This window comes from Saccharothrix isguenensis, from assembly GCF_052936305.1.
The window spans coordinates 1,399,455-1,425,193 of sequence record NZ_CP193626.1 but is presented as its reverse complement, the minus strand read 5'-3'; the positions used below and the strand labels follow the sequence as shown (position 1 = coordinate 1,425,193).

Here is a 25,739-nt window from a genome sequence, read left to right as displayed (position 1 = left end):
GGGCGTGGGTGTCCGCACACCACCGGGGACCGGCCCTGCTCCACCGCCGACCCCCGCGAGGGCATCACCGACGCCGACTACGCCGCCCTCCACGACTGGTCGCACGGCGCGGTCAGTCGTGCTCGCCCGGCCACTCGTCCGCGTCCAGGGCCTCCACCAGACGTTCCATCACCTTGAGCGTCGTCCGCAGGTCGTCCAGGTCCACCTGGGCCGAGATGCGGTTGGTGAAAGCGTGCTGGGCCTTCGCCAGCCGGGCCACCGCCTCGTAGCCGGCCGCAGTGGGCCGGAACAGCTTGGCCCGCTTGTGCGCGGGGTTGGGCAGGTACTCGGCCAACCCCTTCTCCACCAACAGGTCCGCGATGCGCTGCACGCTCTGCCGGGTCAGGCTCATCTCACGGGCGATGCCCGACACCGGCAACGGCTGCCGCAGCACGGCGCCGAGCACCTGCCACCACGCCGCCGTGAGGCCGACCGGCTTGGTCATCACCTCGGCCGCCTCCAGGAAACCGCCGTAGAGGCGGAACGTGCGCATGATGACCTCGGTCAGCACGTCCCCCGCCTCCGTGCGCGGCTCGACGTCGGTCATGACACCGCGGCGACGAGCCTGCCGAACCACGCCGGGTCGGCCGTCCGGTACAGGCCGTACCACGCCTCCAGCACGGCCGGCTCGTACAGGTCCAGCTCGGCGAAGATCTCCCGCGCGAACTCCAGCGCCGACGCCGCACCGGCCGTGATCAGGCCGTCCGCCCGCACCGCCCGCTCCGAGCGGAACAACGCCGCACCGGTGTACCCGGGCACGGACTCCAGCTGCTCGACCGCGTTGCCGCCGTGCGCCCGCGTGTTCAGCACACCCTCGGCCGCCAGCCCGATCGTCGCGCCGCAGATCGCCGCGACCGGCACGCCCGCGTCCAGCCACCGCCGACCCGCCGCGCCGAACGCCGCGTTCGCACCGCTCCCCCACGTGTCCGCGCCGGGCAGGATCAGCATCGCGCTGTCCGCCGGGTCGACGTCGGCCAACGCCAGGTCCGGCGTGATCCGCAGCCCGCCCATGGACGTCACCGGGTCGAGCGTCGCGCCGACGGTCCGCACCTGGTAGCGACCGGGCGCCTTCTGGAACTGCGGCGTGTTGATCTGCGCCGTCGCGTACCCGAACTCCCAGTCGGCCACCGTGTCGTACACAGCGAGGTGAACCGTCTCCGTTATCATGACAGCATTCTGTCATTTTGACAGTGCACTGTCAAAAGACCGGGGATCGTAGAGTGCCACCCATGGCAGACGAGCTGGTCCACTACGAGGTGCGGCGTGGCATCGCGACGATCACGCTGGACTCCCCCCACAACCGCAACGCCCTCTCCGCACAGCTGCGCGCCGAGCTGACCGGACACCTGAAGGCCGCCACGGCCGACGACGCCGTGCGCGTGATCGTGCTGAGCCACACCGGCCCGGTGTTCTGCTCCGGCATGGACCTCAAGGAAGCGGGCGGCGCGAGCGCGGACAAGCAGGGCGTCAACGAGTTCCCCGCGATCCTGGAACAGCTGTGGACCAGCCCGAAGCCCGTCGTCGCCCGGCTGGCCGGCCCGGCGCGCGCGGGCGGCGTCGGCATGGTGGCGGCGTGCGACATCGCGGTCGCGGTGGACACGGCCACCTTCGCCTTCAGTGAGGTCCGCATCGGCGTGGTGCCCGCCGTCATCTCGGTGACCGTGCTCCCCCGCCTGCTGCCGCGCGCCGCCCACGAGCTGTTCCTCACCGGCGAGACGTTCGCCGCACCCAAGGCCGTGGCCATCGGCCTGATCAACTCGGCCGTGCCCGCCGACGACCTGGACACCGAGGTCACCCGCTACACGGACATGCTCGCGCTGGGCGCGCCGAACGCCCTCGCCGCCACCAAGCGGATGCTCCAGGAACCCCGGTCGGACGACCTCGGCGAGGTGTTCGCCGACATGCTCGCCCTGTCCGCGCGCCACTTCGGCGGCCCGGAGGGCCAGGAGGGCATCGCCGCGTTCGTCGGCAAGCGCAAGCCGTCCTGGGTGCCCACCGGGGAGTCCGAGGACTAGCGCCGGTCCGCACGGGCGGCGTCAGTCCGTGTACTCGACGGTGAGCACCCGGTCGCCGGAGTCGGCGGTGCGGGCCACGGCGTCGGCGAGGACGGCCTCGATGTCGGCGTTGCCGCCCTCCCAGACCAGCACGTGCTCGCCCTGCGGCAGCCACGACAGGTCGGTCAGGCAGTCGTACAGGGCGTCCAGGTTGTGCCCGAACCAGTCGGGGAAGCTCAACGCGTCCGCGATGGCCCCGAGGGCTGCCTCCTTCGAGTGCGCACCGCGCCGCACCACGTGCCGGTAGGTCATTCGGCCACGTCCACGACGACGAACGACTCGTAGTGGTCGGCCGTGTAGTACACCTCGTCGGACGACCCGGTCACGATCCGCCGCGCGCCGCGGTCGTCGCTGCCGGGCGTCGGCACGGTGTACTCGCGGTAGTAGTCGCGGGGTTTGGCCGGGAGCACCTTCTCGCGGTTCTGGAACGTCCCGCCGTCGTTGCGCGGGTACGGGAACGGGCCGTCCCGCTCGATCAGCTCCCACGTGGCCTTCACCTCCGCGGGCAGGCTGGACAGGGCCTTGACCGGCAACCCGGAGTCCCCGCCGGGCACGTCGGCCGCCGCGCCGGACACCGAACCGGACGTGGGTGGAGCGGGCGACGAGCCGGTGAGGTCCTTGGCGAAGTAGCCGACCACGACCAGCACGATCAGGCCGAGCAGAGCGACGGAGAGGCGCCGGGCGGGAGTCACGACTCCAGAGCCTACGAAGAACCGCTCGCGTCCACCTTGTCGGGCTTCGCGTCGTCACTCGCCGGCGGCACCTTGGGCACCGGGTTGAACCTGGTCGAGGCGTTGTCCACGACCCGGTCGATCAGCCGCGCCACCCCCAGGCACAACGGCAGCAGCACGCACATGAGCAGCGCGAACTGGAACGGGAAGGGCAGCTGCGCCAACCACAGCTCCACCCCGTCCCACCACTGCTCGAAAGCGTCCACCACACCACCGAGCTTAGTCCCGTGACGCGCTTCACCGCACACGGATCACTACCAGTCGGTAAGTTGCCCGCATGTTCGCCGTCTACGCAGCCGAGCCGAGCCCGCAAGACCCGATCGCCGCCCTGCGCGTCGGCGAACGACCCGAGCCCGAGGTCCCGCCGGGTTGGGTGGAGGTGGCCGTGAAAGCGGCGAGCCTGAACATGCACGACCTGTGGACGCTGCGCGGCGTGGGGATCAAGGCCGACAAGTTCCCGATGATCCTGGGCTGCGACGGCGCGGGCGTGCTGGAGGACGGCACGGAGGTCGTGCTGCACTCGGTGATCGGCGACCCGGACTGGTCCGGTGACGAGACCCTGGACCCCGGCCGCACGCTGCTCACCGAGAAGCACCAGGGCACGTTCGCCGACCACGTCGTCGTCCCGGCGCGCAACGTGCTGCCCAAGCCGGCGGGGATGAGCTTCGCCGAGGCCGCGTGCATGGGCACGGCGTGGCTGACGGCGTACCGGATGCTGTTCGTGAAGTCGGGTCTGCGGCCGGGTCAGACCATGCTGGTGCAGGGCGCGTCCGGTGGCGTGTCGACGGCGTTGGTCCAGCTGGGCCGCGCGGCGGGCTTCCGGGTGTGGGTCACCGGCCGCACGGAGGAGAAGCGCGCGTTGGCCGAGAGCCTGGGCGCGCACCAGTCGTTCGAGTCCGGCGCACGGCTGCCGGAACGCGTGGACGCGGTGTTCGAGACCGTCGGCAAGGCCACCTGGTCGCACTCGATGAAGTCGCTCAAGCCGGGCGGGATCGTGGTGATCTCCGGCGCGACGAGCGGTGACGCGTCGGCGGCGGAGTTGCAGCGGCTGTTCTTCCTCCAGCTGCGGGTCGTCGGCTCGACCATGGGCACCCGCGAGGAGCTGGGCGACCTGCTGGCGTTCTGCGAGCTGACCGGCCTGCGCCCGCAGATCGGCGCGGAGCTGCCGTTCGAGCGGGCCGAGGAGGGCTTGCGCGCGATGCTCGACGGCGAGACCGCGGGCAAGATCGTCTTCACCCGCAGCTGAGCCGGCCGGGCGCCGCGTCGCACCAGCCGTCCACCACCTCCGCGAGCACGGCCATCGGCAACGGGCCGCCGCGCAGCACGAGGTCGTGGAACGCCCTGATGTCGAAGCGGTCGCCCAGCCGCCGTTCCGCCTCACCCCGCAGGCGCTGGATCTCCAGCCGCCCCACCATGTACGACAGCGCCTGCGCGGGGTTCTCGATGTACCGGTCGACCTCGGAGAAGACGTCCACGTCCGGCATGACGGCGTTGGCGCGCAAGAACTCCACCGCCTGCTGCCGCGTCCACCGCATCGCGTGCAGGCCGGTGTCCACCACTAACCTGGCGGCGCGCAGCGAGTCGCCCGACAGCATCCCGAGCCGCGCCACGTCGTCGCTGTAGAGGCCCATCTCATCGGCCAGCCGCTCCGCGTACAGCGCCCAGCCCTCCAGGTAGGCCTCGATGGCCGCGAACCGGCGCAGCAGCGGCAGGTCGACCAACTGCTGCGCCAGCGCGATCTGGAAGTGGTGCCCCGGCACGCCCTCGTGGAACGCGGTGGACTCGGCGCTGAACCGCTCGCGCAGCTCGGCCCGGTAGGTGTTGACGAAGTACGTGCCCGGCCGCGAGCCGTCCATCGCCGGGTCCATGTAGTAGGCCAGCGGCGCGTTGGGGGCCTCCGCCTCCGGGACCGCCTCGACCACGCACCGCGCCGCCGGGACGGCGCCGAACCAATTGCCCGCGACCTCCTCGGCGCGGGCGATGGAGTCCTTGGCCGGCACCAGCATCTCGTCGGCGTCGCTCCAGCGCAGCGCCGGATCGGCGAGCAGCCGGGCCCGCACGCCGGCCGCCGTGGTCGGGCCGAACACCCGTCCGCCGATCTCCTCGTACTCCCGGTCCAGCGCCTCGATCAGGTCCAACCCGATCCGGTGCAGTTCCTCGGGAGTGTGCGCGGTCGTCGTGTACATGCGGACCAGGTCCTGGTAGATCCGGTCGCCGTCGGGCAGCCAGCACAGGCCGGGCCGCGTCTCATCGCGCCCGCGGCAGACCACCTCGGTGCGCAGGAAGTCGCGGTAGCGGCTGAAGGCGGGGCGGACGGTCCCGTCCAGCAGCCGGGCGCATTCCGGCGCGGACGTGGTGCCGTGCAGCGGGGTGGACAGCGGGTCGTCGTCCTCGGCCAGGTAGCGGTCGAGGCGGTCGATGGCGGATTCCACCAAGTGCCTCAGCGGACGGCGGGCGGAGTCCCGTTGCCGCCGCGCGAGGGCTTCCAGGTACGCGGGCAGTGCCGACAACCGGGCCAGGTAGGCCTGTCTGGCCCGGTCGTCGGCCGGGCGGATCAGGGGCAACGCGCCGAGCAGCACGACCAGTGGCGCGGTGAGGCCTTCGGCGTGGGTGTGCTCGACCAGCTTCGCGTCGAGGCGGTGCACCACGGCCCACGCCTGCTGCGCGACCACCGCACGCGTCACCGGGTCGTCGTCCCCGGCGTGCGCGCGACGCGCGATGCCCTCGGCACGGTCGCGCAGCGCGCGGTGGCCGTCGGCGCTCGGGTCCGGCAGCCGGTCGTCCCAGCCCGGCAGGCCGAGCAGGGTGGCCATGACGGGATCGCCGTCCAGCACCAGGGTCAACAACTCGTCGGCGAGGTCGCGTGCGGTGGTCACGCCGCCATTCTGTGGCGCTACCCCGGCGGAATGCGCGTGCTCGCGACGGAAAAGGCCTCGCGGGCCTCGGCGACCAGCCGTGCCACGATCTCGGCCGCCGGGGCCGGTCGGACCAGCGGGTACGTCTGCCCGGCCCACATCGACATCAGCTCCGGGTCGCCGGTCGCGCGCACCGGCTTGGTCAAGTGGTGCACCTCGGGGTAGGCGGCGGGGGCCTTGCCCTGGTTCGCGACCAGGAACCGGTTCACCAGGCCGCGCGCCGGGCGTCCGCTGAACGCCCTCGTCAGCGCGGTGCGGCGGGTGCCGTCGGCGAGGGCCTGGCGGTGCGCGGCGGACGTGCCGGCCTCCGGTGCGGCCAGGAACGCGGTGCCGAGCTGCGCCGCGACCGCGCCCGCCGTGACGACGGCGGCGACGTCCGCGCCGTGCACCAGCCCGCCGGTGGCGATCAGCGGCAGGTCCACCCTGGCGCGGACCAGGCGCAGGGCGGCCAGCACGCCGAACAGCTCGCCGCCTCCGGGCGAGACGCCGTCGTCGCAGAACGTGCCGCGGTGCCCGCCCGCGTCGCTGCCCTGCACGCACAGCGCGTCGGCGCCGATCTGGGCCGCCTGCGCGGCTTCCTGCGGGGTCGTGACGGTGACGACGACCGTGGAGCCGGCCGCGTGCAGGCGGTGCACGTCCTCCGGGTTCGGCAGGCCGAACGTGAAGGAGACGACCGGGATGCGCAGCGCCATGACCAGTTCCAGCTTGGCCGCGTACGCGTCGTCGTCCCACGTCGGTTCGCCCGGCTCGGTCGCCGACTGCGCCCGGACGCGTTCGCGGTAGCCGGAGAGGTCGGCGTTGGAGCGGGAGCCGGGGACGAACAGGTTGACGCCGAACGGCCGGTCGGTGAGCGCGGTCGTGCCGGTGATCTGCGCGGCGACCGCCTCGACGGACAGGTAGCCGGCGGCCAGGAACCCGAGGCCGCCCGCGCCCGCGACCGCGGCCACCAGTTCGGGTGTGGACGCCCCACCGGCCATCGGCGCGGCGATGACGGGCACTTCGAGTCGGTCCCACATGCCGCCGACCCTAACCCGCCCTGCCGCCGAAATGCCGTATTGGCAGGTCCACGACGTCCGACGGCAAAACGCTCACGTTCCGAGCGTTGGATTCGGGTGTTCCGGAGGCAGGGCTCACGCGTTCCGGGCGTAGGACTTCCGCGGGAGTCCTACGCCCGGAACGGGCGGGGTTACGGGAGCGTGTCGAGGTGCGGCGCCACCGTGTTGGCGAACTGCCAGTTGTTCGAGGCGTCCCAGTTGATCGACCACGTCATCGCGCCGCGGATGCCGGGCCACGTCTGGGAAGGCTTGAACGAACCGCAGTTCGTGCCCTTGGCCAGGCAGTTCAGCGCCGCGTTGACGTTGGCCGGCGACTGGTAGCCGCCGCCCGCGCCGGACGGCGAGGCGGGCAGGCCGAGACCGACCTGGTCCGGGCGGAGGCCGTTCTGGAGCTGGATGCAGGCCAGCGCCACCAGGAAGTCGACCGTGCCCTGGGAGTAGACCTTCTGGTCGCAGCCGAGCATCGAGCCGGAGTTGTAGTACTGCATGTTGACGACCGTGAGGATGTCCTTCACGGCCAGCGCCAGCTTGAAGTACTCCGCGCCGGTGGACTGCATGTCGATGGTCTGCGGCGCCATCGCGATGATCCTGCCGCCGCCCGCGTGGATGCTGCGCAGCGCCTGCGCCATGTACGTGGCGTTGACGCCGTTCTCCAGGTCGATGTCGACGCCGTCGAACCCGTAGTTCGCGATCAACGCCTTCACGCTGTTGGCGAAGTTGGTCGCGGCGGTGGAGTTGCCGACGCTGATGGTGCCCTTCTCACCGCCGACCGAGATGATGACCTTCTGGCCCCGGCCCTGGAGGGTGCGCACGTCCGCCTTGAACTGGGCGTCGGTGTAGCCGCCGAGCTTGCTCGACAACGTCGGGTCCAGGTTGAACGCGACCGCGCCGGGCGTGGTGGTGGCGTCGGCGAACGCGACGGCGACGATGTCGTAGGTGGTCGGCACGTCGGCGAGCTTGAGCAGCCGCGAGCCGTTGTCGAAGTTGTGCCAGTAACCGGTGAGCGCGTGCTTGGGCAGCGACGGGTCCGGGTTGCCGGGCGTGGTCGTCGTGGTCGTGGTCGTCGTGGTGGTTGTCGTCGTGGTGGTGGTGGTGGTGCTCGTCGGCGGGGTGCCCGGTCCGTCGAGGCTCACGTCGTCCGCGTAGAACGTCGGCTGGCCGTACCAGCCGTGCACGTAGATCGTGACGCTGCTCGTCGCGCCGGTGGTGAAGTCGATCGACAGCTGGCTGAAGCCGGCCGACCCCGGCGTCCAGGTGCTCTTGTCGCCGCTGCCGGTGCCGGTCACGCCGAGGTACACGTAGCTGCCCTGCACCCAGCCGGTCAGCTTGTACGCGGTGTTGGCCCGCACGGAGATCGTCTGCGAACAGCGGGCGTTGTCGTGACCGGCGGGGGTGCCGGCCAGGGCGTGCGTGCCGCTGCGCTTGGTCATGGTCGTCGCGGTCGCCGCCGCACCGCACGTCCAACCGCTGGTGCCGCCCTCGAAACCGGGGTTGGCGACCAGGTTGGCGGCCGACGCGCTGCCGGCGACCACCAGGGTCAGGCTCGCGATCGCCAGCAGTCCCGCCAGCACCGCGCCCAGCGCGCGTCTCGTCCTCGAAGCCACGTCCACCTCCACGTTCTCGTCGGCGGCCAAGGCCCAGCACGGGTGACGTGGGCCACTGGCAAAATGGACTAGACCACTGGGTCTTGTCAAGGGTGTGACCATGAGCGGGTGACGTTCACCGTTGATGACGCGATCCGGATCGCACGGGCGGCCCACGCGGCGCAGGTCGACAAGTCCGGCAAGCCGTACATCGACCACCCGCTGCGCGTGATGGCCCGCGTGTCGGGTGAGCACGCGCGCATGGCGGCCGTGCTGCACGACGTCGTGGAGGACACCGCCGTCACCGACACCGACCTGCTGGCCGCCGGGTGCCCGCCGGAGGTGGTGGCGACCGTGCTCGCGTTGAGCCACCGCGACGGCGAGGCCCAGGAGGACTACCTGGCGCGGGTGCGGACCGACCCGGTCGCGGTGGAGGTGAAGCGGGCGGACATCGCCGACAACACGTCACCGGCACGGCTGGCGCTGCTCGACATGGCCACCCAGGACCGGCTGCGGGCGAAGTACGCGCGGGCGTTGGAGATCCTCGCGCGGTGAGGTGATCGTCGCTCCGGCGTTACCCCGTCGACGTCTGCGGCGGGGCGGCGCGCGGGCGGCTAACACGGTCGTGACAGTTGCGGCGGAGATCACGCCCGATTTGGCGGCGCAAGCCTCTGACGTGCGGCATCATAGTAGGTGAACCGATACAGAGAGACGACCGAAAGGCGACATGACCAACCCTCTGAAGACCGTTCGCACGTACCTCGCCACCCGGCGGCAGATCCGCAAGCGGGAAGCGGATCTCAACCGTGAGTTGGCCGCCTACAACACCCCGAGCGCCCGGATGGACATCGAGGCGATCCTCTCCCGCCACACGAGCCACGAGGCGCGGGAGATCGAAGCCATCCTCCGCCGCCAGGCGCTGAGCGGGATGCTCCGCAACCACAGCTGAGCCGCCGAACCCTTTCGAGGGCCTTCAGGACAGGGGCGTCCTGAGGGCCCTTCTGTTATTCCGGACCCCACCTCGGCCACCGATTCGCAGCAGCCCTCGGTGCCGAGTTCGAACACAGCCATCCCGGGCTCCTGCGGGTCGACGACCCAGTAGCTCCGGACCCACAGCTGTGCGTGAGTGCGCTTCTCATGAGCGACGAGGATGTCGGGCCGCAGCTCGGTGGACTTCGTCCCCTTCTCCGCTTGGTTCGCCGACTACGTCGGACGGGTTCGGCAACACACGGCTCCGCGCCGGCCGGTCACCCGAAGATGTACCGACCGGCGCGAGTTGGCCGGTGGGGCTTACTTCTTGCCCTTGTCCTTGACGGAGTCGTCGGTGGACAGGGCTGCGACGAAGGCTTCCTGGGGGACCTCGACCCGGCCCACCATCTTCATCCGCTTCTTGCCTTCCTTCTGCTTCTCCAACAGCTTGCGCTTGCGGGTGATGTCACCGCCGTAGCACTTCGCCAGAACGTCCTTGCGAATGGCGCGAATCGTCTCGCGGGCGATCACGCGGGCGCCGACGGCGGCCTGGATCGGCACCTCGAACTGCTGCCGCGGAATCAGCTCGCGCAGCTTGGACGCCATCCTGGTGCCGTAGGCGTAGGCGTAGTCCTTGTGCACGATCGCGCTGAACGCGTCCACCGGCTCGCCCTGCAACAGGATGTCGACCTTCACCAGCTCGGCGTCCTGCTCGCCCGACTCCTCGTAGTCCAGCGACGCGTAGCCACGCGTGCGCGACTTCAGCGCGTCGAAGAAGTCGAAGATGATCTCGCCGAGCGGCATGGTGTAGCGCAGCTCGACGCGGTCCTCGGACAGGTAGTCCATGCCGCCCAGCTGGCCGCGCTTGGCCTGGCACAGCTCCATGATCGCGCCGATGTAGTCGCTCGGCGCGATGATCGTGCACTTGGTGATCGGCTCGTACACCTCGGCCCGCTTGCCGTCCGGCCAGTCGGACGGGTTCGTCACCACGTGCACGGTGCCGTCGTCCATCACCACCCGGTACACCACGTTCGGCGCGGTGGAGATCAGGTCGAGGCCGAACTCGCGTTCCAGCCGGTCGCGCGTGATCTCCAGGTGGAGCAGGCCGAGGAAGCCGCAGCGGAAGCCGAAGCCCAGGGCGGCCGACGTCTCCGGCTCGAACGTGAGCGCGGCGTCGTTGAGCTGCAGCTTGTCCAGCGCCTCGCGCAGGATCGGGTAGTCCGAGCCGTCCACCGGGTAGAGCCCGGAGTAGACCATCGGGCGCGGCTCGCGGTAACCCGCCAGCGGCTTGGTGGCGCCGTGCTTCTCCGCCGTGACGGTGTCGCCGACCTTCGACTGGCGGACGTCCTTCACACCGGTGATGAGGTAGCCCACCTCGCCGACGCCCAGGCCGACGCTCGGCTTCGGCTCGGGCGAGATGATGCCGACTTCCAGCAGCTCGTGGGTCGCGTTGGTGGACATCATCCGGATCCGCTGGCGCGGGGTGATCTTGCCGTCCACCACCCGGATGTAGGTGACCACGCCGCGGTACGTGTCGTAGACCGAGTCGAAGATCATCGCGCGGGGCGGGGCGTCCGCGTCGCCGACGGGGGCCGGGACGCGCTTGACGACCTCGTCCAGCAGCGCGCCGACGCCGAGGCCGGTCTTCGCCGAGACGCGCAGCACCTCTTCGGGCTCGCAGCCGACGATGTGGGCGAGCTCCTTGGCGTACTTGTCCGGGTCCGCCGCGGGCAGGTCGATCTTGTTCAGCACCGGGATGATGGTGAGGTCGTTCTCCATCGCCAGGTACAGGTTGGCCAGCGTCTGCGCCTCGATGCCCTGCGCCGCGTCGACCAGCAGCACGGTGCCCTCGCACGCCTCCAGCGCCCGCGAGACCTCGTACGTGAAGTCGACGTGGCCGGGGGTGTCGATCATGTGGAGGACGTGGTTGTTGCCGTCGACCACCCACGGCAGCCGCACGTTCTGCGCCTTGATGGTGATGCCGCGTTCGCGTTCGATGTCCATGCGGTCGAGGTACTGCGCGCGCATCGCCCGCGCGTCGACGACGCCGGTGAGCTGCAGCATGCGATCGGCCAGGGTCGACTTCCCGTGGTCGATGTGGGCGATGATGCAGAAGTTCCGGATGAGCTCCGGAGGCGTGAACGTCTGGTCGGCGAACGTGGTCACTCAGGTTCCTCGCACACGAAGGACGGCGGATCTGCCCATGTCAACTAGACACAGCATCTCACGTCACGCCGTCGTGGCGTTCCGCCCCGGCGTGACCGAGGCCATAGGCTGCACGCCGTGTACGCGAACGGTGAGGATGCCCGCCCGGTCACAGGCGCGGTGCGCGAGGTCCACACGGCCGCTGTGGCGGCCACCCTGGAGTACTCGCCCGATCTGGACGGCCTGGCCGATCCGGGCGAAGTGGTGTGGGCCTGGGTCCCCTTCGAGGAGGACCCGGACCGCGGCAAGGACCGGCCGCTGCTGGTCGTCGGCAGGCACCGGCGGGCGCTGCTCGCCCTGATGATGACCAGCAGGACGCCCGACCGGCACGAGGCGGACGACTGCCTCGACCTGGGCTCGGGCCGTTGGGACCGGGACGGCAGGCACTCCTACGTGCGCCTGGACCGCGTGTTCGAGCTGGACGAGGACGACATCCGGCGCGAGGGCTCGGTGCTGGAGCCGGAGCGGTTCTCGCTGGTCGTGGACAAGCTGCGGCAGCTCGGCTGGCGCTAGACCGATCAGATCAGCGTGCTCTGCTCCACGTCCTCCATCCGGGCGTAGAGGATCTGTTCGTTGACCTCCAGTTCGTTGATCAGGCGCAGCGCCACCACGATCCCGTTGCCGACCAGTTCACCGGGCACCTCGCCGTACTCGACCTGCACCACGGTGTTGCCCGCGCGGTCGTCGTGGGCGGTGCCGGCGGGATCGGCCCAGGTGCCCTCGGCGCTGATCTCGGTGGCCGCGTCGCGGATGAACCCGAACACCGACAGCTTCGCCCTGGGCACCGTCAGGCTGAGCAGTTCGCGCTGGGTGCGGACGAGCCCCGGCCCGAACAGCAAGCAGTGCAGCAGGTCCTTGGCACGCCCGAGCAGGTCCGTGCCGGCCGCTGTCCGGCACTCCGGCCCGATCAGCGGACCGCCCTTCGGCGGCGGGTCGACCAGGTAGCCCTCGGCCACCAGCCGGTCACGGTCGAAGCCGTCGTACCGGGTGGTCAGCTCCACCAGCCGTTCCTCGGTCAACTCCAGCCGGCGCACCTGGTGCGGCACGACGGCGGTGGCCGGGGCGATCGGCAGGCCCATCTTGACCAGCAACTCGTCGAGCAGCCGCTCCACCAGCCACTCCGGAGGCTGGGCGAGCAGGTGCCCGCGCAGCTTGGCGCGCACGTCCGCCGCGGCCTCGGCCTTGACCCTCCGGATCACGTCGTCCACGTTCGACATGTCCCGGAAACTAGTGCCGTCCCGCGCCCTGCCGGCGCGATGTCCATCGATCGAGTCAGCACCTCCACGCCAACGGCCTAAGCCGGTTTCGTCACGTCACCGCGGCGTCCCGCGCGATGACGCTCCGTCCGAGCGGGGTGCCCTTCGACCGGAACCTCCGGGGATGCTCCCGAGCCCGTCTCCGGGCGATCCCCGATGCGATCGACGAGCGTCCTGACGACGCTGGGGGCATGGCGAACAACCTGATGAAGGCGTTGGACGCGGCGTTCGGCCACCCGCGCGGCAAGGTCGGCGAGCTGGGCGGCCGGGTGATGGCCGTGCTGAACGCGAAGGTCGAGGAGCACGTCACCGACCTGGCCGCGCCGACGGCCGAGGAGGTCGTGCTGGTGCTCGGCCCCGGTCCGGGCGTGGGGTTGAAGCTGGCCGGTGAACGCGCGCTGAAGGCGATCGGCGTCGACCCGTCGCAGGTCATGCTGGACGAGGCGCGCGAGCGGTGCGCGGAGCTGATCGTGTCCGGCCGGGTCGAGCTGCGGGAGGGCGCGGCGACGCGGACGGGGCAGCCCGAGGACTCCGTGGACGTGGTCGTCTCGGTGAACAACCTCCAGCTGTGGGGCAACCGGCCGGCCGCGTTCCACGAGCTGTTCCGGGTGCTGCGGCCGGGCGGCCGGCTGGTCGTGTCGGTGCACCGGCGGGCGCTGGACACCTCCGAGTACGACCTGATCAAGGAAGCCGAGGCGGCCGGGTTCACGGGCGTGCGCACGTCGTTGCAGCAGTACGGCGGCGTGGTGGGGCCGTCGGTCCAGCTACTCGCGGACGTCCCGGCGTAGCGGGTGGTCGGCGGGGATCCCGACCAGCACGATCCGCCGGCCGTCCGGGTCGGCGATCCACAGCTCGTCCAGGCCCCACGGTTCGCGCCGGGCGGGCCGGACGACGTGCTCGGCCAGTTCCTCGGCGGCTCGCGCGACGTCACGCACCTGCACCCACAGCTGCGTGGCGTCGGTGGCGTCCTCGGTCGTGGTCCCGGAGACCTCCAGGAACCCCTGGCCGAGGAAGAACACCGTGCCGCCGGGGAACTCGCGGTAGACGGCGAGGCCGAGCACGTCCCGGTAGAAGGCCCGGACGCGCTCGGGGTCGCGGGAGCGGACGAGGACTCGGCTGCTCAGGATCTCCACGTTGACCAGGCGATCACAGGTCCAGGTCGAGCGCCATTCGCACGTGCGTCTCCTCGCGGCCGGTCTCGTGCCAGCCGCGGGCGGTGTAGAAGCGGATCGCGCGCCGGTTCTCCACGAACACGTCGAGGTGCGCGGTCGTGACGCCCAAGTCGCGCAGAGCGGCCATGGCGGCATCGTGCAGCGATCGGCCGACGCCGTTGCCCCACCGCGCCGGGTCGACCTGGAGCTGCCACAGCTCGCCGTCCGGCGTGACCAGCGCGAACCCTGCGAACTCGCCGTCCAGCTCGGCGCACAGCCACACCGGGCCGGGCTTCGTGAAGTCGTAGCCCCTCGCCCGCGCCGCCTGCTCCCACTCGGCCAGCTTCGCCTCGGGCACGTGGCCCTCGTAGTAGCTGCGCCGTGCCTTGATGTGCACGTCGACGAGCGGTCCCCGGTCTTCTGCGCGCGGCGTGCGCACGGTGATCGTCCCCATGCAGTCAGCGACGCGCGAGGTCCGGTGAGGTTGCGCGGACCTCGTGCTCCCGCGCGGCTTGCCCCCGTCGCCGAAAAAGTGATATCACTTTGCTAGTCACACGATATGAACTTCTTCGAGGGGTGGAACATGGACGCGACGACGGACGTGGCGGTGCGGATGCCGACTCCTGTGGTCCGGGAGCGGGAGGCACGAGCGGTATCGGGGTGGAGCGTGCTCGGCGGCGCGGTGCTCGTGCTGCTGGCAGGGGTGGCGGTGCTCGTGCTCGGCTCGATCCCCGGCGACGACGGGCCGAGCATCCCGGCGATCGTCGGCGGCGCGCTGTTGATCACCGGCAGCACCCTCGCGGCGGGCGGGCTGTTCACCGTCGCGCCGGGCGAGTCGCGGGTGCTCCAGTTCGCCGGCCGCTACACCGGCACGGTCCGCCAGGACGGCCTGCGCTGGGCGAACCCGTTCACCACGAAGGTGAAGGTGTCGACCCGGATCCGCAACCACGAGACGGCCACGCTGAAGGTCAACGACGCGGACGGCAACCCGATCGAGATCGCCGCCGTGGTGGTGTGGCAGGTCGAGGACACCGCGCGGGCCAAGTTCGAGGTGGACGACTTCGTCCGGTTCGTCGGCATCCAGACCGAGACCGCGGTCCGGCACATCGCCACCAGCTACCCGTACGACAACCACGACGAGTCCGGGCTGTCGCTGCGGGAGAACGCGGACGAGATCACCGAGACGCTGTCGGTGGAGATCGCGGCCAGGGTGCAGTCGGCGGGCGTGAAGGTGATCGAATCCCGGCTCACGCACCTGGCCTACGCTCCGGAGATCGCGCAGGCGATGCTGCAGCGCCAGCAGGCGGGCGCGGTGGTCGCGGCGCGCACGCGGATCGTCGAGGGGGCGGTCGGCATGGTCCAGCTCGCGCTGGCCAAGCTCGCCGAGGAGGACGTGGTGGAACTGGACGAGGAGCGCAAGGCGGCGATGGTGTCGAACCTGCTGGTCGTGCTGTGCGGCGACCGATCCACCCAGCCCGTGGTCAACGCCGGGTCGTTGTACACCTGAGGTGGCGGAGCGCAAGAGCGTCCTGCTGCGCCTCGACCCGGCGGTGCACGACGCGCTGACGAGGTGGGCGAACGACGAGCTGCGCAGCACCAACGCGCAGATCGAGTTCCTGCTGCGCCGAGCGCTCGCCGAATCGGGTCGGCTGCCCTCCGGGGCGGCCGACCAACCCAAGCGCGGTCGGCCGCGCAAGAGCGACCAGCCGCGCACGGGCGACTGACCGGACGGCGACGCATTCCCCTCGCCGGCCGGCGGTGATCAACTCGCGGGCCGGCCCCGCCGGTGCCACCGTGGCGAGGTGAGCGAGCTGAACTCCCCGTACACGCCCGGCACACCGGCCTGGGTGGACATGATGACCACCGACCGCCAGGCCACCATGGACTTCTACGCCGGCCTGTTCGGCTGGGACTTCGAAGTCGGCGGTCCGGAGACCGGGCACTACACGATGGCGCTGGTGCGCGGGTTGCCGGTGGCCGGGTTCGGCGAGATGCCGCCGGACGCGATGTTCCCGGTGGTGTGGACGACCTACCTGGCCACCGACGACCTGGACGAGTCGGTCGAGGCGCTCAGCGCCAACGGCGGCAAGGTGCTCGTGCCGGAGTACGACACCGGCGGGCCGGGGCGCGGCGCGATCGCGGTGGACCCGTTCGGGGCGGCGTTCGGGCTGTGGGAGGCGGGCACGCACATCGGCGCGTACGTCGTGAACGAGCCCGGCGCGGTGATGTGGAACGAGTTGGCCACTCGTGACCCGTTCGGCGCGGCGGAGTTCTACCAGCAGGTCTTCGGGGTGCAGCTGGACCCGCTGCCGGACTTCCCGTACACGCAGTTCCAGGTCGGCGGCCGCGCGGTGGCGGGCGTGTTCGGGATGGCGAACGAGATCCCGGCCGAGATCCCGCCGCACTGGATGACCTACTTCTCGGTGTCCGACGCCGACGCGGCGGCCGAGCGGGTGGACAAGTTGGGCGGCGTCACGGTCGGTGATGTGGTCGAGTCCCGGTTCGGCCGGTTCACCACCGTCGGCGACCCGATGGGCGCGACGTTCCGGATCATCCAAGCGCCGCCTTCCACCCCAGACTGAGCACCAGCGCCACCACGACGGTGAGGAACACCCGGCGCACGAACACCGAGCCCCGCCGGACCGCGAGGCGTGCCCCGAACACCGCACCCGTCACGTTGCACAGGGCGAGCACCAGACCCAAGCCCCACAACACCTTCCCTGCCGGGATGAAGTACAGCAGGGCACCGAGGTTCGTCGCCACGTTGACGATCTTCGCGGTGGCCGAGGCGTGCAGGAACGCGAACCCCACCACGCCCACCAGCAGGAACACCAGGAACGTGCCGGTGCCCGGCCCCGCCAGGCCGTCGTAGAAGCCGATCAGCGCGCCGCCCAGGGCCATCAGGCCGATCTGCGCGACGCGCGCGAACCTGGGCGCCTCGGACACGCCCAGTTCCGGCTTCCTCCACGTGTAGAGGCCGACGCCGACCAGGGCGACGAGCACCACACCGTTGAGCACACCGGGCGCCAACGCGCCCGCGAACGCCGCACCACCCACCGCTCCCGCGAACGCCGCCGACGCCATCGGCAGCGCCGACCACCAGTCGATCGCCGTCTGCCGTGCGTACGTGCGCACCGCGGCGGACGTGCCGACCACGGAGGCGATCTTGTTCGTGGCCAGCGCGTACAGCGGCTGACCGCCGGGCGCGATCAACAGCAGCGCCGGCAGCTGGATCAGCCCGCCACCGCCCACCAACGCGTCGACCGCGCCCGCGAGGACGGCGGCCAGGCAGAGGAACAGCAGCGCGGCGAGCGAGATCTGGCCGAAGCCGGGCCAGTCGAGTGCGGCGGTCACCCGGACAGCTTAATCGGACGCTCGTACTGCTTTTCCCGCCACAGACCGCCCGCCGCTGGTCGTGGGAGGTCCGAGGTTTATGGGAACGCTCCCAAATGGGCCGTTCAGCCCTGTTGTGGTCCGGCTCACGCGGGAAGGGTGTTTCCCGGCGTCACCTGATCCATCCCTGGAGGTCCTCGGTGCTGAGATCCCGCAAACGCACGGCGGTAGCCGCGTTGGCCGCGCTCGCCCTGCTCGCCACCGGCGCGCAGGCCAGCGGCATCATCGAACCGGCGGGACAGGCCTACCTGGATGCCCGCGCACCGGTCGACCGGCGGGTCGACGACCTCCTCAGGCGCATGACGCTGGAGGAGAAGGTCGGCCAGATGACCCAGATCCGGCTGGGCAAGCTGCGCGGCAACTGCGAGTGGAACCCCGGTCCGCTGCGCGAGGACTGCATGAAGGCCGTCCTGGCGGACGCGAAGGTCGGCTCGATCCTGTCCGGCGGCGGTGACGCGCCGAACCCGAACACGCCGCGGGCGTGGGCCGAGATGACCAACGCCATCCAGAAGTACGCGATGGACCACAGCCGGCTGCCGATCCCGCTGATCTACGGCGCGGACGGCGTGCACGGCCACTCGAACGTGCTCAGCGCCACCATGTTCCCGCACCAGATCGGCCTCGGCGCGACGTGGAACCCGGAGCTGCAGGAGCAGCTGGGCGAGTCGACCGGACGGGCCATGCGCGCCACCGGCGTGTTCTGGAACTTCGCGCCCGTGTCCGACATCGCCCGTGACACCCGGTGGGGCCGCTACTACGAGACCTACAGCGAGGACCCGGTGCTGGCCGGCGCGTTGGCGGCGGCGAACGTGCGCGGGCAGCAGGACGACCCGACCGACGGCACGGCGAAGCTGACCGCGACCGCGAAGCACTTCGCGGGCTACTCGGAGCCGTTCAACGGCCACGACCGCGCGCCCGCCCAGCTTCCGATCCGGTACCTCCAGGACACCGTCCTGCCCGCTTTCCAGCCGCAGTTCGACGCGGGCGTCGGCACCGTGATGATCAACTCCGGTGCGGTGAACGGCGTTCCGGCGCACGCGTCGAAGTACCTGCTCACGACCCAGTTGCGCGAGCGGATGGGCTTCCGCGGCGTGGCGATCACCGACTGGGAGGACATCCGGTTCCTGGTGGACCGCTACCACGTGGCGGCGGACTACAAGGAGGCCATCGCAATGGCCGTGAACGCCGGTGTGGACATGGCGATGGAGCCGTCCAACGCGGCGGAGTTCACCTCCGGGCTGCTGGCGAACGTGCGCAGCGGCGCGGTCAGCGGCAAGCGGATCGACCAGGCCGTGCGGCGGATCCTGAAGCTCAAGTTCGACCTGGGCCTGTTCGAGAAGCCGTTCGTCGACCCGGAGAAGGCCGACGCGATCGTGAACGGCGCCGACCGCGCGCTGGCCCGTCAGGCGGCGGCGGAGAGCACGGTGCTGCTGCGCAACGAGGGCGGCGTCCTGCCCCTGTCGAGCGGCGCGGGCAAGCTCGTGGTGACCGGTGACACGGCCGATTCCCCGACCCGGCAGCTCGGTGGCTGGACGGTCGGCTGGCAGGGCGTGCCCGAGTGGTCGCCCGTGCCGCCGACCGTGACGGTGCTGCAGGGCATCCGGGACGCCGCGCCGTCCACCAACGTGGTCAGCGCGCCCACGCAGGCCGAGGCGGTCGCGCAGGCCGCGGACGCCGACGCGGTGGTCGTGGTGCTCGGCGAGGACCCCGGCGCGGAGGGCGAGGCGGACACCGAGGAGCCGGCCCTGACCGCCGAGCAGCAGGGGCTGGTGGACGCGGTGCGGGCGACCGGCAAGCCGGTCGTGGTCGTGCTGCTGACCGGGCGTCCGCAGGTGCTCGGCACGGTGGCGGACGCTCCGGCGCTGGTCGCGGGCTGGTTGCCGGGCACGGAGGGCGGCGCCGCGATCGCCGACGTGCTGTTCGGTGCGGTGAACCCGAGCGGCAAGCTGCCGGTGTCGTGGCCGAAGTCGATCGGCGACCAGCCCTTCTCGTACGACCAGCTGCGCGGCGCGAACGCGGCTCCGGGCTCGGGGTACGACCCGGAGTTCGCGTTCGGGCACGGCCTGTCGTACACGACGTTCACCACGTCCGCGCCGACCCTGAAGTCCAGCGAGGTGCGCCGTGACGACCAGGTGAAGGTGTCGGTGACCGTGTCCAACACCGGTGAGCGGGACGGGACGCTCGTCGTGCCCGTGTTCGTGCACCAGCCCGTGAGCAAGGTGCTGACGCCCTACCAGCGCCTGGTCGGGTTCACCCGGGTCGAGCTGAAGGCCGGTGAGGAGCGGGCGGTCGACGTGACGTTCGACGTGAAGCGCCTCGCGGTGACCGCCGGCGACATGGACGGCGGCGGGAAGCCCGAGGTCGCGAAGGGCGCCTACGAGGTCCTGGTCGGCGACGAGAGGGCTCGGTTCACGGTGCGGTGAGCTGCCCTGATATCCTTCTCGGCCGTACCCGCGCGGCATTCCGCTGTGGAGGAAAACCGCCCCCTCGTGGGGCGGAGCCGGTGACAAGCGCGGTACGACTCCGAGACCGAGAAAAGGTGGCTTTCGCGTGGCGAACATCAAGTCCCAGATGAAGCGGATCAAGACCAACGAGAAGGCGCGCCTGCGCAACAAGGCCGTCAAGTCGTCGCTCAAGACCGCCATTCGCAAGTTCCGTGAGGCCGCCGACGCCGGTGACAAGGAGAAGGCAGTCGCGCTGGTGCAGGAGGCCTCCCGCAAGCTCGACAAGGCCGTCTCCAAGGGCGTGATCCACGCCAACCAGGCCGCCAACAAGAAGTCGGCGCTCGCCCGGCGGGCCAACCAGATCTGATCTGGTCCTCCTTCACGCAGAAGCGCCGCTCCCCCGCACGGGGTGGGCGGCGCTTCTGCTTCGTTGTGCTTGTGCGCTGTGGGTCGCTGTGGTCAACGCCGCCCGTGCGCCGTGACGATCTTCAACACCGCGCGCTCCAGGGCGTAGCTCGGGTCGGCCGCGACACCCTTCACGTCGGCGTTCAGGTCGGCGACCACGGTCATGGCCGCGGCGAGCCCCCGGTCGTCCCAGCCGCGCGTCTGCCCCTGGGCCTTCCTGATCTTCCACGGCGGCATGCCCAGCTCGCCCGCCAACCTGTTCGGGTCGCCCCGACCCACCGCGGACACCCGCGCGACCGTGCGCACGGCGTCGGCCAGCGCATCGGCGACCAGCACGTGCGGCACGCCGAGCTGCATCGCCCAGCGCAACGCCTCCAGGGCTCCGGCCCGGTCACCCACCACGGCCTTCTCCGCGACCGCGAACCCCGTCACCTCGGCCCGGCCGCGGTGGTAGCGGCGGACCGCCTCGGCGTCGACCTTGCCCGCCGTGTCGGCGACGAGCTGCGACGACGCCGCCGCCAGCTCGCGCAGGTCCGACCCGACCGCCTCGATCAGCACCGCCACGGCCTCGGGATCGGTCTTGCCGCCCGCCGACCGGATCTCGTTGCGCACGAACGCCTCGCGGTCCGCGGCCTTGGTCATCTTCGGGCACTCGGTCACCCTCGCGCCGGCCTTGCGCAGCGCCGCGGGCAGGTCCTTGGCGACCTTGCTGCGCCCGCCGCCGGTGTGGATGACGACCAGCGTCACACCCTCCGCCGGAGCCTTGGCGTAGGCGACCACCACGTCGGCGATCTCCTTGCCGATCTCCTGCGCCGCCTCCAGCGCGATCACCCGGCCCTCGGCGAACAGCGAGGGGCTCACCAGTTCGGCCAGCTCAGGCGGGGTGAGATCGGTCACGCGAACGCGGGTCAGGTCGGCCTGCGGATCGGCTTTGCGCACCGCGTCCAACGCGCCGCGCACAGCGCGCTCGACCAGCAACTCCTCCTCGCCGACGATCAGGTGCACAGCGTCGGTCGTCTCAGCGGGCGAACTCACGGCGCGATCCTCCCACGCGCGACGGGCGTCCGGATGGTGGACGTGTCTGGCTGAGGGTCGGGATCGTGCCGTAGCTTGAAGCTACAACTGAATACCGCTCATCCAGAGGGGCAGAGGGATCGGCCCGAAGAAGCCCCGGCAACCCGTTGTTCAGCGTGCGCTTCCCAGCGCGCGCCGGCAATCACGGTGCCAATTCCGACCCGCAACGCGGGAAAGATGAGGAGATACCTCGCGATGACTGCTGTCAGTGTGCCTTCGGCCACCACCTCCTTCGACCTCGGCCCGGCTCGGGCGCTGTCCTGCCGTGAATGCGGGCACGAGACGCCGCTCGCCCCCGAATACGCCTGCATGGAGTGTTTCGGGCCGCTGGAAGTGGCCTACGACTTCGGCCGGGTCCGTCGCGAGGACATCGAAGCCGGTCCCCGGTCCATCTGGCGCTACCGCGGCCTGCTGCCCGTGCCGTCCGACGTCCAGGCGCACCCCAACACCGACCCCGGCGGCACCCGCCTGGTCGAGGCGGACCGCCTCGCCAAGGCACTGGGCCTGCGCAAGGTGTGGGTGAAGGACGACACCGGCAACCCGACCCACTCGTTCAAGGACCGCGTCGTCGGCGTCGCCCTCGCCGCCGCCCGCGAGCTGGGCTTCACGGTGCTGGCCTGCCCGTCCACCGGGAACCTGGCCAACGCCGTCGCCGCCGCGGCCGCCCGTGCCGGCTGGCAGTCGGTGGTCCTGGTGCCCTCCTCCCTGGAGCGGGCGAAGATCCTGATGACCGCTGTCTACGGCGGCGACCTGATCACCGTCGACGGCAACTACGACGACGTGAACCGGCTGGCCCAGGAACTGGCCGCCGAGCACGAGGACTGGGCGTTCGTCAACGTCAACGTCCGGCCCTACTACGCCGAGGGTTCCAAGACGCTGGGCTACGAGGTCGCCGAACAGCTCGGCTGGCGGCTGCCCGACCAGGTCGTGGTGCCCATCGCGTCCGGTTCCCAGCTGACCAAGGTCGACAAGGCGTTCCGCGAGCTGGGCAGCCTCGACCTGGTCGAGGAGACCCCGTACCGGGTGTTCGGCGCCCAGGCCACCGGCTGCTCCCCCGTCGCGGCCGCCTTCAAGTCCGGCTTGGACGTCGTCACCCCGGTCCGCCCGGACACCATCGCCCGGTCGCTGGCGATCGGCGCACCGGCGGACGGCCCTTACGTGCTGGACGCCGTCCGCCGCACCAACGGCGCGATCGAGGACGTCACCGACGAAGAGGTCGTCGAAGGCATCCGCCTGCTGGCCAAGACCGAGGGGATCTTCGCGGAGACCGCCGGCGGTGTCACCGTGGCGACCGCGAAGAAGCTCGTCGAGACCGGCCGGCTGGACCCGGACGGCGAGACCGTCCTGCTGATCACCGGTGACGGCCTCAAGACCCTGGACGCCCTGGGCGACCGAGTCGGCCCGAGGGCCAACGTCCCGCCGTCGGCGGAGGCCGTGCTGAAGGCCCTCCAGAACTGAGCCCTCCACGACGGGGTTCAGCAAGGCGCGGTTCAGCACGACTTGGTTCGGCGGACCGGGGCTTGGTCATCGACCAGGCCCCGGCAGGTCCGACCCTGGCAGGTCCAGCCACGGCAGGCCCGGTGCCTGGTGCGTCCGGAGTGCGCCGGTCCGCCCGCAGCGCGGTCACAGGGCGATGCTGGAGGAGCGCAGCCAGCCTGTTCGGGGGAAGGCCGCCAGTTCCGGCAGGACGTGTGGTCCGACCTGTTCCGTGACGACGCGCCACGCGGTGAGCATCTGGGGCCACGGGCGTTTCGCCTTCTCCTGGTTGTAGCGCTCGGCGTGCCACTCCTCCGGCGGTATGGCCAGGTCGTCGTCGAACAGGGCGTCGGAGACCAGGCGGTAAGCGGTGTCGGCGGAGGGCACCTGCGCCATGCGGATGACGCCGGTGACGGTCGCCCTGGAGACGATGCCGCGGGCGCCGCCGGGTAGGTCCTCGCAGACGTAATAGGTGAAGGCGGGCCGCAGTTCGTCTCGCGGCCACGGTTCGGCGGTGTAGCCGGGCTGCCACAGCGCCCACGCCACCGCCTGGTTGCCCGCCTGTCGCACCCAGCCCGAGTGCAGCCGGATCCAGACGTCGTTGTTCCTCATCGTTGTTCTCCCCTTGTCCGTGATCGGATGAGTCGCCACCCCTGCGGGCGACCCGCGGCCCGTCCGGGCCGGCCAGGACGGCGGTGTCGCCGTCACGATCGGTGCGCAACACCAGCGCGCCGTGCCTCGTCAACGCGTCGACCAGCACTCCGCTGGGGTGGCCGTAGCGGTTGCCCGCGCCGACGCTCACCAAGGCGATCCGCGGCCGGACCGCCGCGAGGAACGCCGGCGAGGAGTACCTCGATCCGTGGTGTGGCACTTTCAGCACGTCGGCCCGCAAGTCGACGTGCCCGCCGAGCAGGTCCGCCTGCCCGGCCAACTCGATGTCGCCGGTCAGCAGCACCCGCCCGGCCGCGGTGGAGGCGCGCAGCACCAGCGACGCGTCGTTGACCGCGGTGTTGGTCTTCGTCCCATCCGCCGGGTCCGCGCGTGGACCAAGCACGTCCAGGTCCAGACCCGGCCAGCTCAACCGTTGCCCGGCCTCCAGCTCGACCAAGCGCACGCCTGCTTTCCTCGCCCGTTCCCGCACCTCCTTCCACGCCCACTCCGGCTGCCGCGAAGGCCCCACCGCCACCGCGCCCACACCCCGATCCGCCAACACCGCGGCCAGCCCGCCGACGTGGTCGGCGTGCAGATGGCTCAGCACCACCAGCGGGATGCGCCGCACCCCGAGCCGCCGCAGGCAGGACAGCACCGGCACCGGGTCCGGCCCCGTGTCGACCAACACCGCCCGGTCGCGCTCGGCGGTGGCGAGGACCACCGCGTCGCCCTGTCCGACGTCGCACGCCACCACCGACCAGCCGTCCACCGGCCAACCGGGCGAGATCACGCCCAGCGGCACGACCACCACCACCGCGCCGACCAGGACCGCCAGGACCAACGTCCGGATCCGACGCAGCCTGGTGACCGCGTAGCCGAGCACCAGCACCCCGGCCAGCAACGCCCCACCGGCCCACCCGCTCGGCCACCCGACCGCCGCACCCGGCACGGCCGCCGCGTGCCGCCCGACGGTGATCAGCCAGCTCACCGCCGGGCCGGCCAACTCGACCGCCGACCGTGCCGCCGGCTCGTACACCTGAGCCAGCACCGCGGCCAGCACACCGAGCACCGTGGCCGGCGCCACCACCGGGGCTACCAGCAGATTCGCCAGCACCGCCACCAGGCTCACCTGGCCGGAAAGCCCGGCGACCAGCGGCGCGGTCGCCAGGTTCGCGGCCACCGGCACCGCCAGCGCCTCGGCGAAACCCACCGGGACACCCCGGTCCTTCATGGCGGCGGCCCACCTCGGTGCGAGCAGCACCAACGCCGCCGTCGCCACCACCGACAGCCCGAACCCCGGCTCGGTGGCCAACTCCGGGTCGTACAGGACCAGCACCACCACCGCCGCCGCGAGCGCCGGCAACGCCGACCGCTCCCGACCCAGAACCAGCGCCAGCAACGCCACCGCGCCCATCACGGCAGCCCGCAGCACGCTCGGCTCCGGCCCGGCCAACACGACGAACCCGACCAGCGCCGCCATCGCACCGACCGCGCAGCCACGCGGTCCGAACCGGAACAACCTCAGCAGCAACAGCACCGCGCCGCAGAGGATCGCGAGGTTGGCTCCGCTGACAGCGAGCACGTGAGCCAGACCCGCCGTTCGGAACTCCTCCACCACCCTGGGCGACAGTTTCGAGGTGTCGCCGACCACGAGCGCGGGCAGCAACCCGGCCGGTTCGGGGTCGAGCGCTGTGCTCGCGTTCCGCAGCCCGGCACGCAGGTCCTCGGCAACTCGTTGCCACAACGGCGCTTCGGTCACGTCCTGCGGAGGCCCGCGGACCCGCAACACCGCGACTGTCAGCTCACCACCTCGTGGCGGGGCGAGCGTGCCACGGGCGGTGACCCGTTGCCCCGGCAGCAAGTCCCGCCACCGGGCCGCCGGTGCGAGCACCACGATCCGGCCGCCGCCGTCGAGCGTCGCACGCACCAGGATCAGGTCGACCCCGCTCGCCCGCGAGCCGAAACCGCTGGTGCGCAGGCCATGCGGCCGATCGTCCAGTTCGAGGTGGACAGTGGTCGGCGTGCCGCGTTCGGCAGTGGCACGCAACGGGTGGTGGGCCGCCGCGTGAACCTGGGCGCCGATCCAGCACGCCGCCACTGGACCCGCGACCGCCACCGCCACCGCAGCCGGACGCCACGAGCGCAGTGCCAGGCCACCGATCACCGCAGCGGCGAAGCCGACCACGAGCGCGGCCCACCACGTCCAGAGCAGCCCGGCGAGCGCCGTGGCCCACACCGCCAGCGCGGCCGGGACCAGGTGTGCACGAGGGCTCATGGCCCCGCCCACCGGAACCTGGACAGGCTCAAGAGATGCAGACGGCCCACGCGGCGGACGAGG

The 25,739-nt window shown here is 71.3% G+C and carries 26 protein-coding genes, 1 pseudogene and 1 riboswitch; of the genes and pseudogenes, 12 read left to right on the top strand and 15 right to left on the bottom strand.

Features of this window, described 5'->3' with window-relative positions; translation table 11 throughout:
- Positions 1-112: 112 nt before the first annotated feature.
- Together ACRAKI_RS06900 and ACRAKI_RS06895 are read right to left on the bottom strand one after the other, a co-directional pair.
- Positions 113-586: a MarR family winged helix-turn-helix transcriptional regulator gene (locus ACRAKI_RS06900; protein ID WP_447006212.1), complete on the bottom strand. Its 474-nt coding sequence runs from the start codon at positions 584-586 to the stop codon at positions 113-115.
- On the bottom strand, positions 583-1,206 hold the full coding sequence (locus ACRAKI_RS06895) for a DJ-1/PfpI family protein (protein WP_447006211.1): 624 nt from the start codon (positions 1,204-1,206) through the stop codon (positions 583-585). Before ACRAKI_RS06895 ends, ACRAKI_RS06900 begins: the two co-directional genes overlap by 4 nt.
- 62 nt (positions 1,207-1,268) lie before the next feature.
- Between ACRAKI_RS06895 and ACRAKI_RS06890 the strand changes: the two genes are divergently transcribed.
- Positions 1,269-2,054 (top strand): enoyl-CoA hydratase-related protein, encoded by a 786-nt coding sequence (locus ACRAKI_RS06890; protein WP_447006210.1) that lies wholly within the window; start codon positions 1,269-1,271, stop codon positions 2,052-2,054.
- Between the two features lie 21 nt (positions 2,055-2,075).
- On the opposite strand, the gene ACRAKI_RS06885 is transcribed toward ACRAKI_RS06890, so the two are convergent.
- Genes ACRAKI_RS06885 through ACRAKI_RS06875 form a run of 3 tightly spaced genes read right to left on the bottom strand, consistent with a single transcriptional unit; the run spans position 2,076 to position 3,033 of the window.
- Entirely contained in the window at positions 2,076-2,345 is a 270-nt protein-coding gene (locus ACRAKI_RS06885; protein WP_447006209.1) for a barstar family protein, read from the bottom strand.
- Positions 2,342-2,785 carry a ribonuclease domain-containing protein gene (locus tag ACRAKI_RS06880; protein ID WP_447006208.1) on the bottom strand — a complete coding sequence of 148 codons (444 nt, stop codon included), beginning with the start codon at positions 2,783-2,785 and terminating at the stop codon, positions 2,342-2,344. The genes ACRAKI_RS06885 and ACRAKI_RS06880 overlap by 4 nt, the downstream gene beginning before the upstream one ends.
- Before the next feature lie 11 nt (positions 2,786-2,796).
- Positions 2,797-3,033 (bottom strand): hypothetical protein, encoded by a 237-nt coding sequence (locus tag ACRAKI_RS06875; protein WP_447006207.1) that lies wholly within the window; start codon positions 3,031-3,033, stop codon positions 2,797-2,799.
- A 68-nt stretch (positions 3,034-3,101) separates the two neighbouring features.
- Between ACRAKI_RS06875 and ACRAKI_RS06870 the strand changes: the two genes are divergently transcribed.
- Positions 3,102-4,070, top strand: coding sequence for a quinone oxidoreductase family protein (locus ACRAKI_RS06870; RefSeq protein ID WP_447006206.1), 969 nt, complete (start codon positions 3,102-3,104; stop codon positions 4,068-4,070).
- On the opposite strand, the gene ACRAKI_RS06865 is transcribed toward ACRAKI_RS06870, so the two are convergent.
- From ACRAKI_RS06865 to ACRAKI_RS06855, 3 genes are all read right to left on the bottom strand, one after another.
- Positions 4,057-5,700, bottom strand: a complete 1,644-nt coding sequence (locus ACRAKI_RS06865) for a DUF885 domain-containing protein (RefSeq protein WP_447006205.1) — start codon at positions 5,698-5,700, stop codon at positions 4,057-4,059. The genes ACRAKI_RS06870 and ACRAKI_RS06865 overlap by 14 nt on opposite strands.
- 17 nt (positions 5,701-5,717) lie before the next feature.
- Positions 5,718-6,755, bottom strand: coding sequence for a nitronate monooxygenase (locus ACRAKI_RS06860; protein ID WP_447006204.1), 1,038 nt, complete (start codon positions 6,753-6,755; stop codon positions 5,718-5,720).
- 170 nt (positions 6,756-6,925) lie between these two features.
- On the bottom strand, positions 6,926-8,398 hold the full coding sequence (locus ACRAKI_RS06855; protein ID WP_447006203.1) for a chitinase: 1,473 nt from the start codon (positions 8,396-8,398) through the stop codon (positions 6,926-6,928).
- Positions 8,399-8,506: 108 nt separating this feature from the next.
- On the opposite strand from ACRAKI_RS06855, the gene ACRAKI_RS06850 reads away from it, so the two are divergent.
- Positions 8,507-8,932: an HD domain-containing protein gene (locus ACRAKI_RS06850; RefSeq protein ID WP_447006202.1), complete on the top strand. Its 426-nt coding sequence runs from the start codon at positions 8,507-8,509 to the stop codon at positions 8,930-8,932.
- Between the two features lie 172 nt (positions 8,933-9,104).
- Entirely contained in the window at positions 9,105-9,326 is a 222-nt protein-coding gene (locus tag ACRAKI_RS06845) for a hypothetical protein (RefSeq protein WP_447006201.1), read from the top strand.
- A gap of 341 nt (positions 9,327-9,667) precedes the next feature.
- Here the strand turns inward: ACRAKI_RS06845 and lepA are convergent, their stop codons facing one another.
- On the bottom strand, positions 9,668-11,512 hold the full coding sequence (gene lepA / locus ACRAKI_RS06840; RefSeq protein WP_447006200.1) for a translation elongation factor 4: 1,845 nt from the start codon (positions 11,510-11,512) through the stop codon (positions 9,668-9,670).
- 117 nt (positions 11,513-11,629) lie between these two features.
- On the opposite strand from lepA, the gene ACRAKI_RS06835 reads away from it, so the two are divergent.
- Complete coding sequence (locus ACRAKI_RS06835; protein ID WP_447006199.1) at positions 11,630-12,064, top strand: type II toxin-antitoxin system PemK/MazF family toxin; 435 nt, start codon at positions 11,630-11,632, stop codon at positions 12,062-12,064.
- A 5-nt stretch (positions 12,065-12,069) separates the two neighbouring features.
- On the opposite strand, the gene ACRAKI_RS06830 is transcribed toward ACRAKI_RS06835, so the two are convergent.
- Positions 12,070-12,768 carry a hypothetical protein gene (locus ACRAKI_RS06830; RefSeq protein WP_447006198.1) on the bottom strand — a complete coding sequence of 233 codons (699 nt, stop codon included), beginning with the start codon at positions 12,766-12,768 and terminating at the stop codon, positions 12,070-12,072.
- A gap of 230 nt (positions 12,769-12,998) precedes the next feature.
- Between ACRAKI_RS06830 and ACRAKI_RS06825 the strand changes: the two genes are divergently transcribed.
- Complete coding sequence (locus ACRAKI_RS06825; protein ID WP_447006197.1) at positions 12,999-13,595, top strand: class I SAM-dependent methyltransferase; 597 nt, start codon at positions 12,999-13,001, stop codon at positions 13,593-13,595.
- Here the strand turns inward: ACRAKI_RS06825 and ACRAKI_RS06820 are convergent.
- Positions 13,572-13,940, bottom strand: coding sequence for a VOC family protein (locus tag ACRAKI_RS06820; RefSeq protein WP_447006196.1), 369 nt, complete (start codon positions 13,938-13,940; stop codon positions 13,572-13,574). The genes ACRAKI_RS06825 and ACRAKI_RS06820 overlap by 24 nt on opposite strands.
- Positions 13,941-13,953: 13 nt before the next feature.
- Complete coding sequence (locus tag ACRAKI_RS06815) at positions 13,954-14,412, bottom strand: N-acetyltransferase family protein (protein ID WP_447006195.1); 459 nt, start codon at positions 14,410-14,412, stop codon at positions 13,954-13,956.
- A gap of 105 nt (positions 14,413-14,517) precedes the next feature.
- Between ACRAKI_RS06815 and ACRAKI_RS06810 the strand changes: the two genes are divergently transcribed.
- The 3 genes from ACRAKI_RS06810 to ACRAKI_RS06800 all read left to right on the top strand — a co-directional run bounded on the left by ACRAKI_RS06810 (position 14,518) and on the right by ACRAKI_RS06800 (position 16,540).
- Positions 14,518-15,465, top strand: coding sequence for an SPFH domain-containing protein (locus ACRAKI_RS06810; protein ID WP_447006194.1), 948 nt, complete (start codon positions 14,518-14,520; stop codon positions 15,463-15,465).
- Between the two features lies 1 nt (position 15,466).
- Positions 15,467-15,682 (top strand): hypothetical protein, encoded by a 216-nt coding sequence (locus ACRAKI_RS06805; protein ID WP_447006193.1) that lies wholly within the window; start codon positions 15,467-15,469, stop codon positions 15,680-15,682.
- A gap of 78 nt (positions 15,683-15,760) precedes the next feature.
- Complete coding sequence (locus ACRAKI_RS06800) at positions 15,761-16,540, top strand: VOC family protein (RefSeq protein ID WP_447006192.1); 780 nt, start codon at positions 15,761-15,763, stop codon at positions 16,538-16,540.
- On the opposite strand, the gene ACRAKI_RS06795 is transcribed toward ACRAKI_RS06800, so the two are convergent.
- Positions 16,509-17,312 carry a TSUP family transporter gene (locus tag ACRAKI_RS06795; protein ID WP_447006191.1) on the bottom strand — a complete coding sequence of 268 codons (804 nt, stop codon included), beginning with the start codon at positions 17,310-17,312 and terminating at the stop codon, positions 16,509-16,511. The two genes, ACRAKI_RS06800 and ACRAKI_RS06795, sit on opposite strands and share 32 nt — an antisense overlap.
- 179 nt (positions 17,313-17,491) lie before the next feature.
- Between ACRAKI_RS06795 and ACRAKI_RS06790 the strand changes: the two genes are divergently transcribed.
- A complete protein-coding gene (locus ACRAKI_RS06790; protein ID WP_447006190.1) occupies positions 17,492-19,774 on the top strand; it encodes a glycoside hydrolase family 3 N-terminal domain-containing protein in 2,283 nt (760 codons plus the stop codon).
- A 127-nt stretch (positions 19,775-19,901) separates the two neighbouring features.
- Positions 19,902-20,162, top strand: a complete 261-nt coding sequence (gene rpsT / locus ACRAKI_RS06785) for a 30S ribosomal protein S20 (RefSeq protein WP_447006189.1) — start codon at positions 19,902-19,904, stop codon at positions 20,160-20,162.
- A 92-nt stretch (positions 20,163-20,254) separates the two neighbouring features.
- Here rpsT and holA read toward each other — a convergent pair whose 3' ends face one another.
- Positions 20,255-21,235, bottom strand: coding sequence for a DNA polymerase III subunit delta (gene holA / locus ACRAKI_RS06780; RefSeq protein WP_447006188.1), 981 nt, complete (start codon positions 21,233-21,235; stop codon positions 20,255-20,257).
- A gap of 95 nt (positions 21,236-21,330) precedes the next feature.
- Positions 21,331-21,458, top strand: a riboswitch (SAM riboswitch).
- A gap of 11 nt (positions 21,459-21,469) precedes the next feature.
- On the opposite strand from holA, the gene thrC reads away from it, so the two are divergent.
- On the top strand, positions 21,470-22,732 hold the full coding sequence (thrC, locus tag ACRAKI_RS06775) for a threonine synthase (protein WP_447006187.1): 1,263 nt from the start codon (positions 21,470-21,472) through the stop codon (positions 22,730-22,732).
- Positions 22,733-23,399: 667 nt separating this feature from the next.
- Here the strand turns inward: thrC and ACRAKI_RS06770 are convergent.
- Positions 23,400-25,676: pseudogene (locus ACRAKI_RS06770) on the bottom strand (DNA internalization-related competence protein ComEC/Rec2); the annotation flags it as partial.
- Positions 25,677-25,739 lie beyond the last annotated feature (63 nt).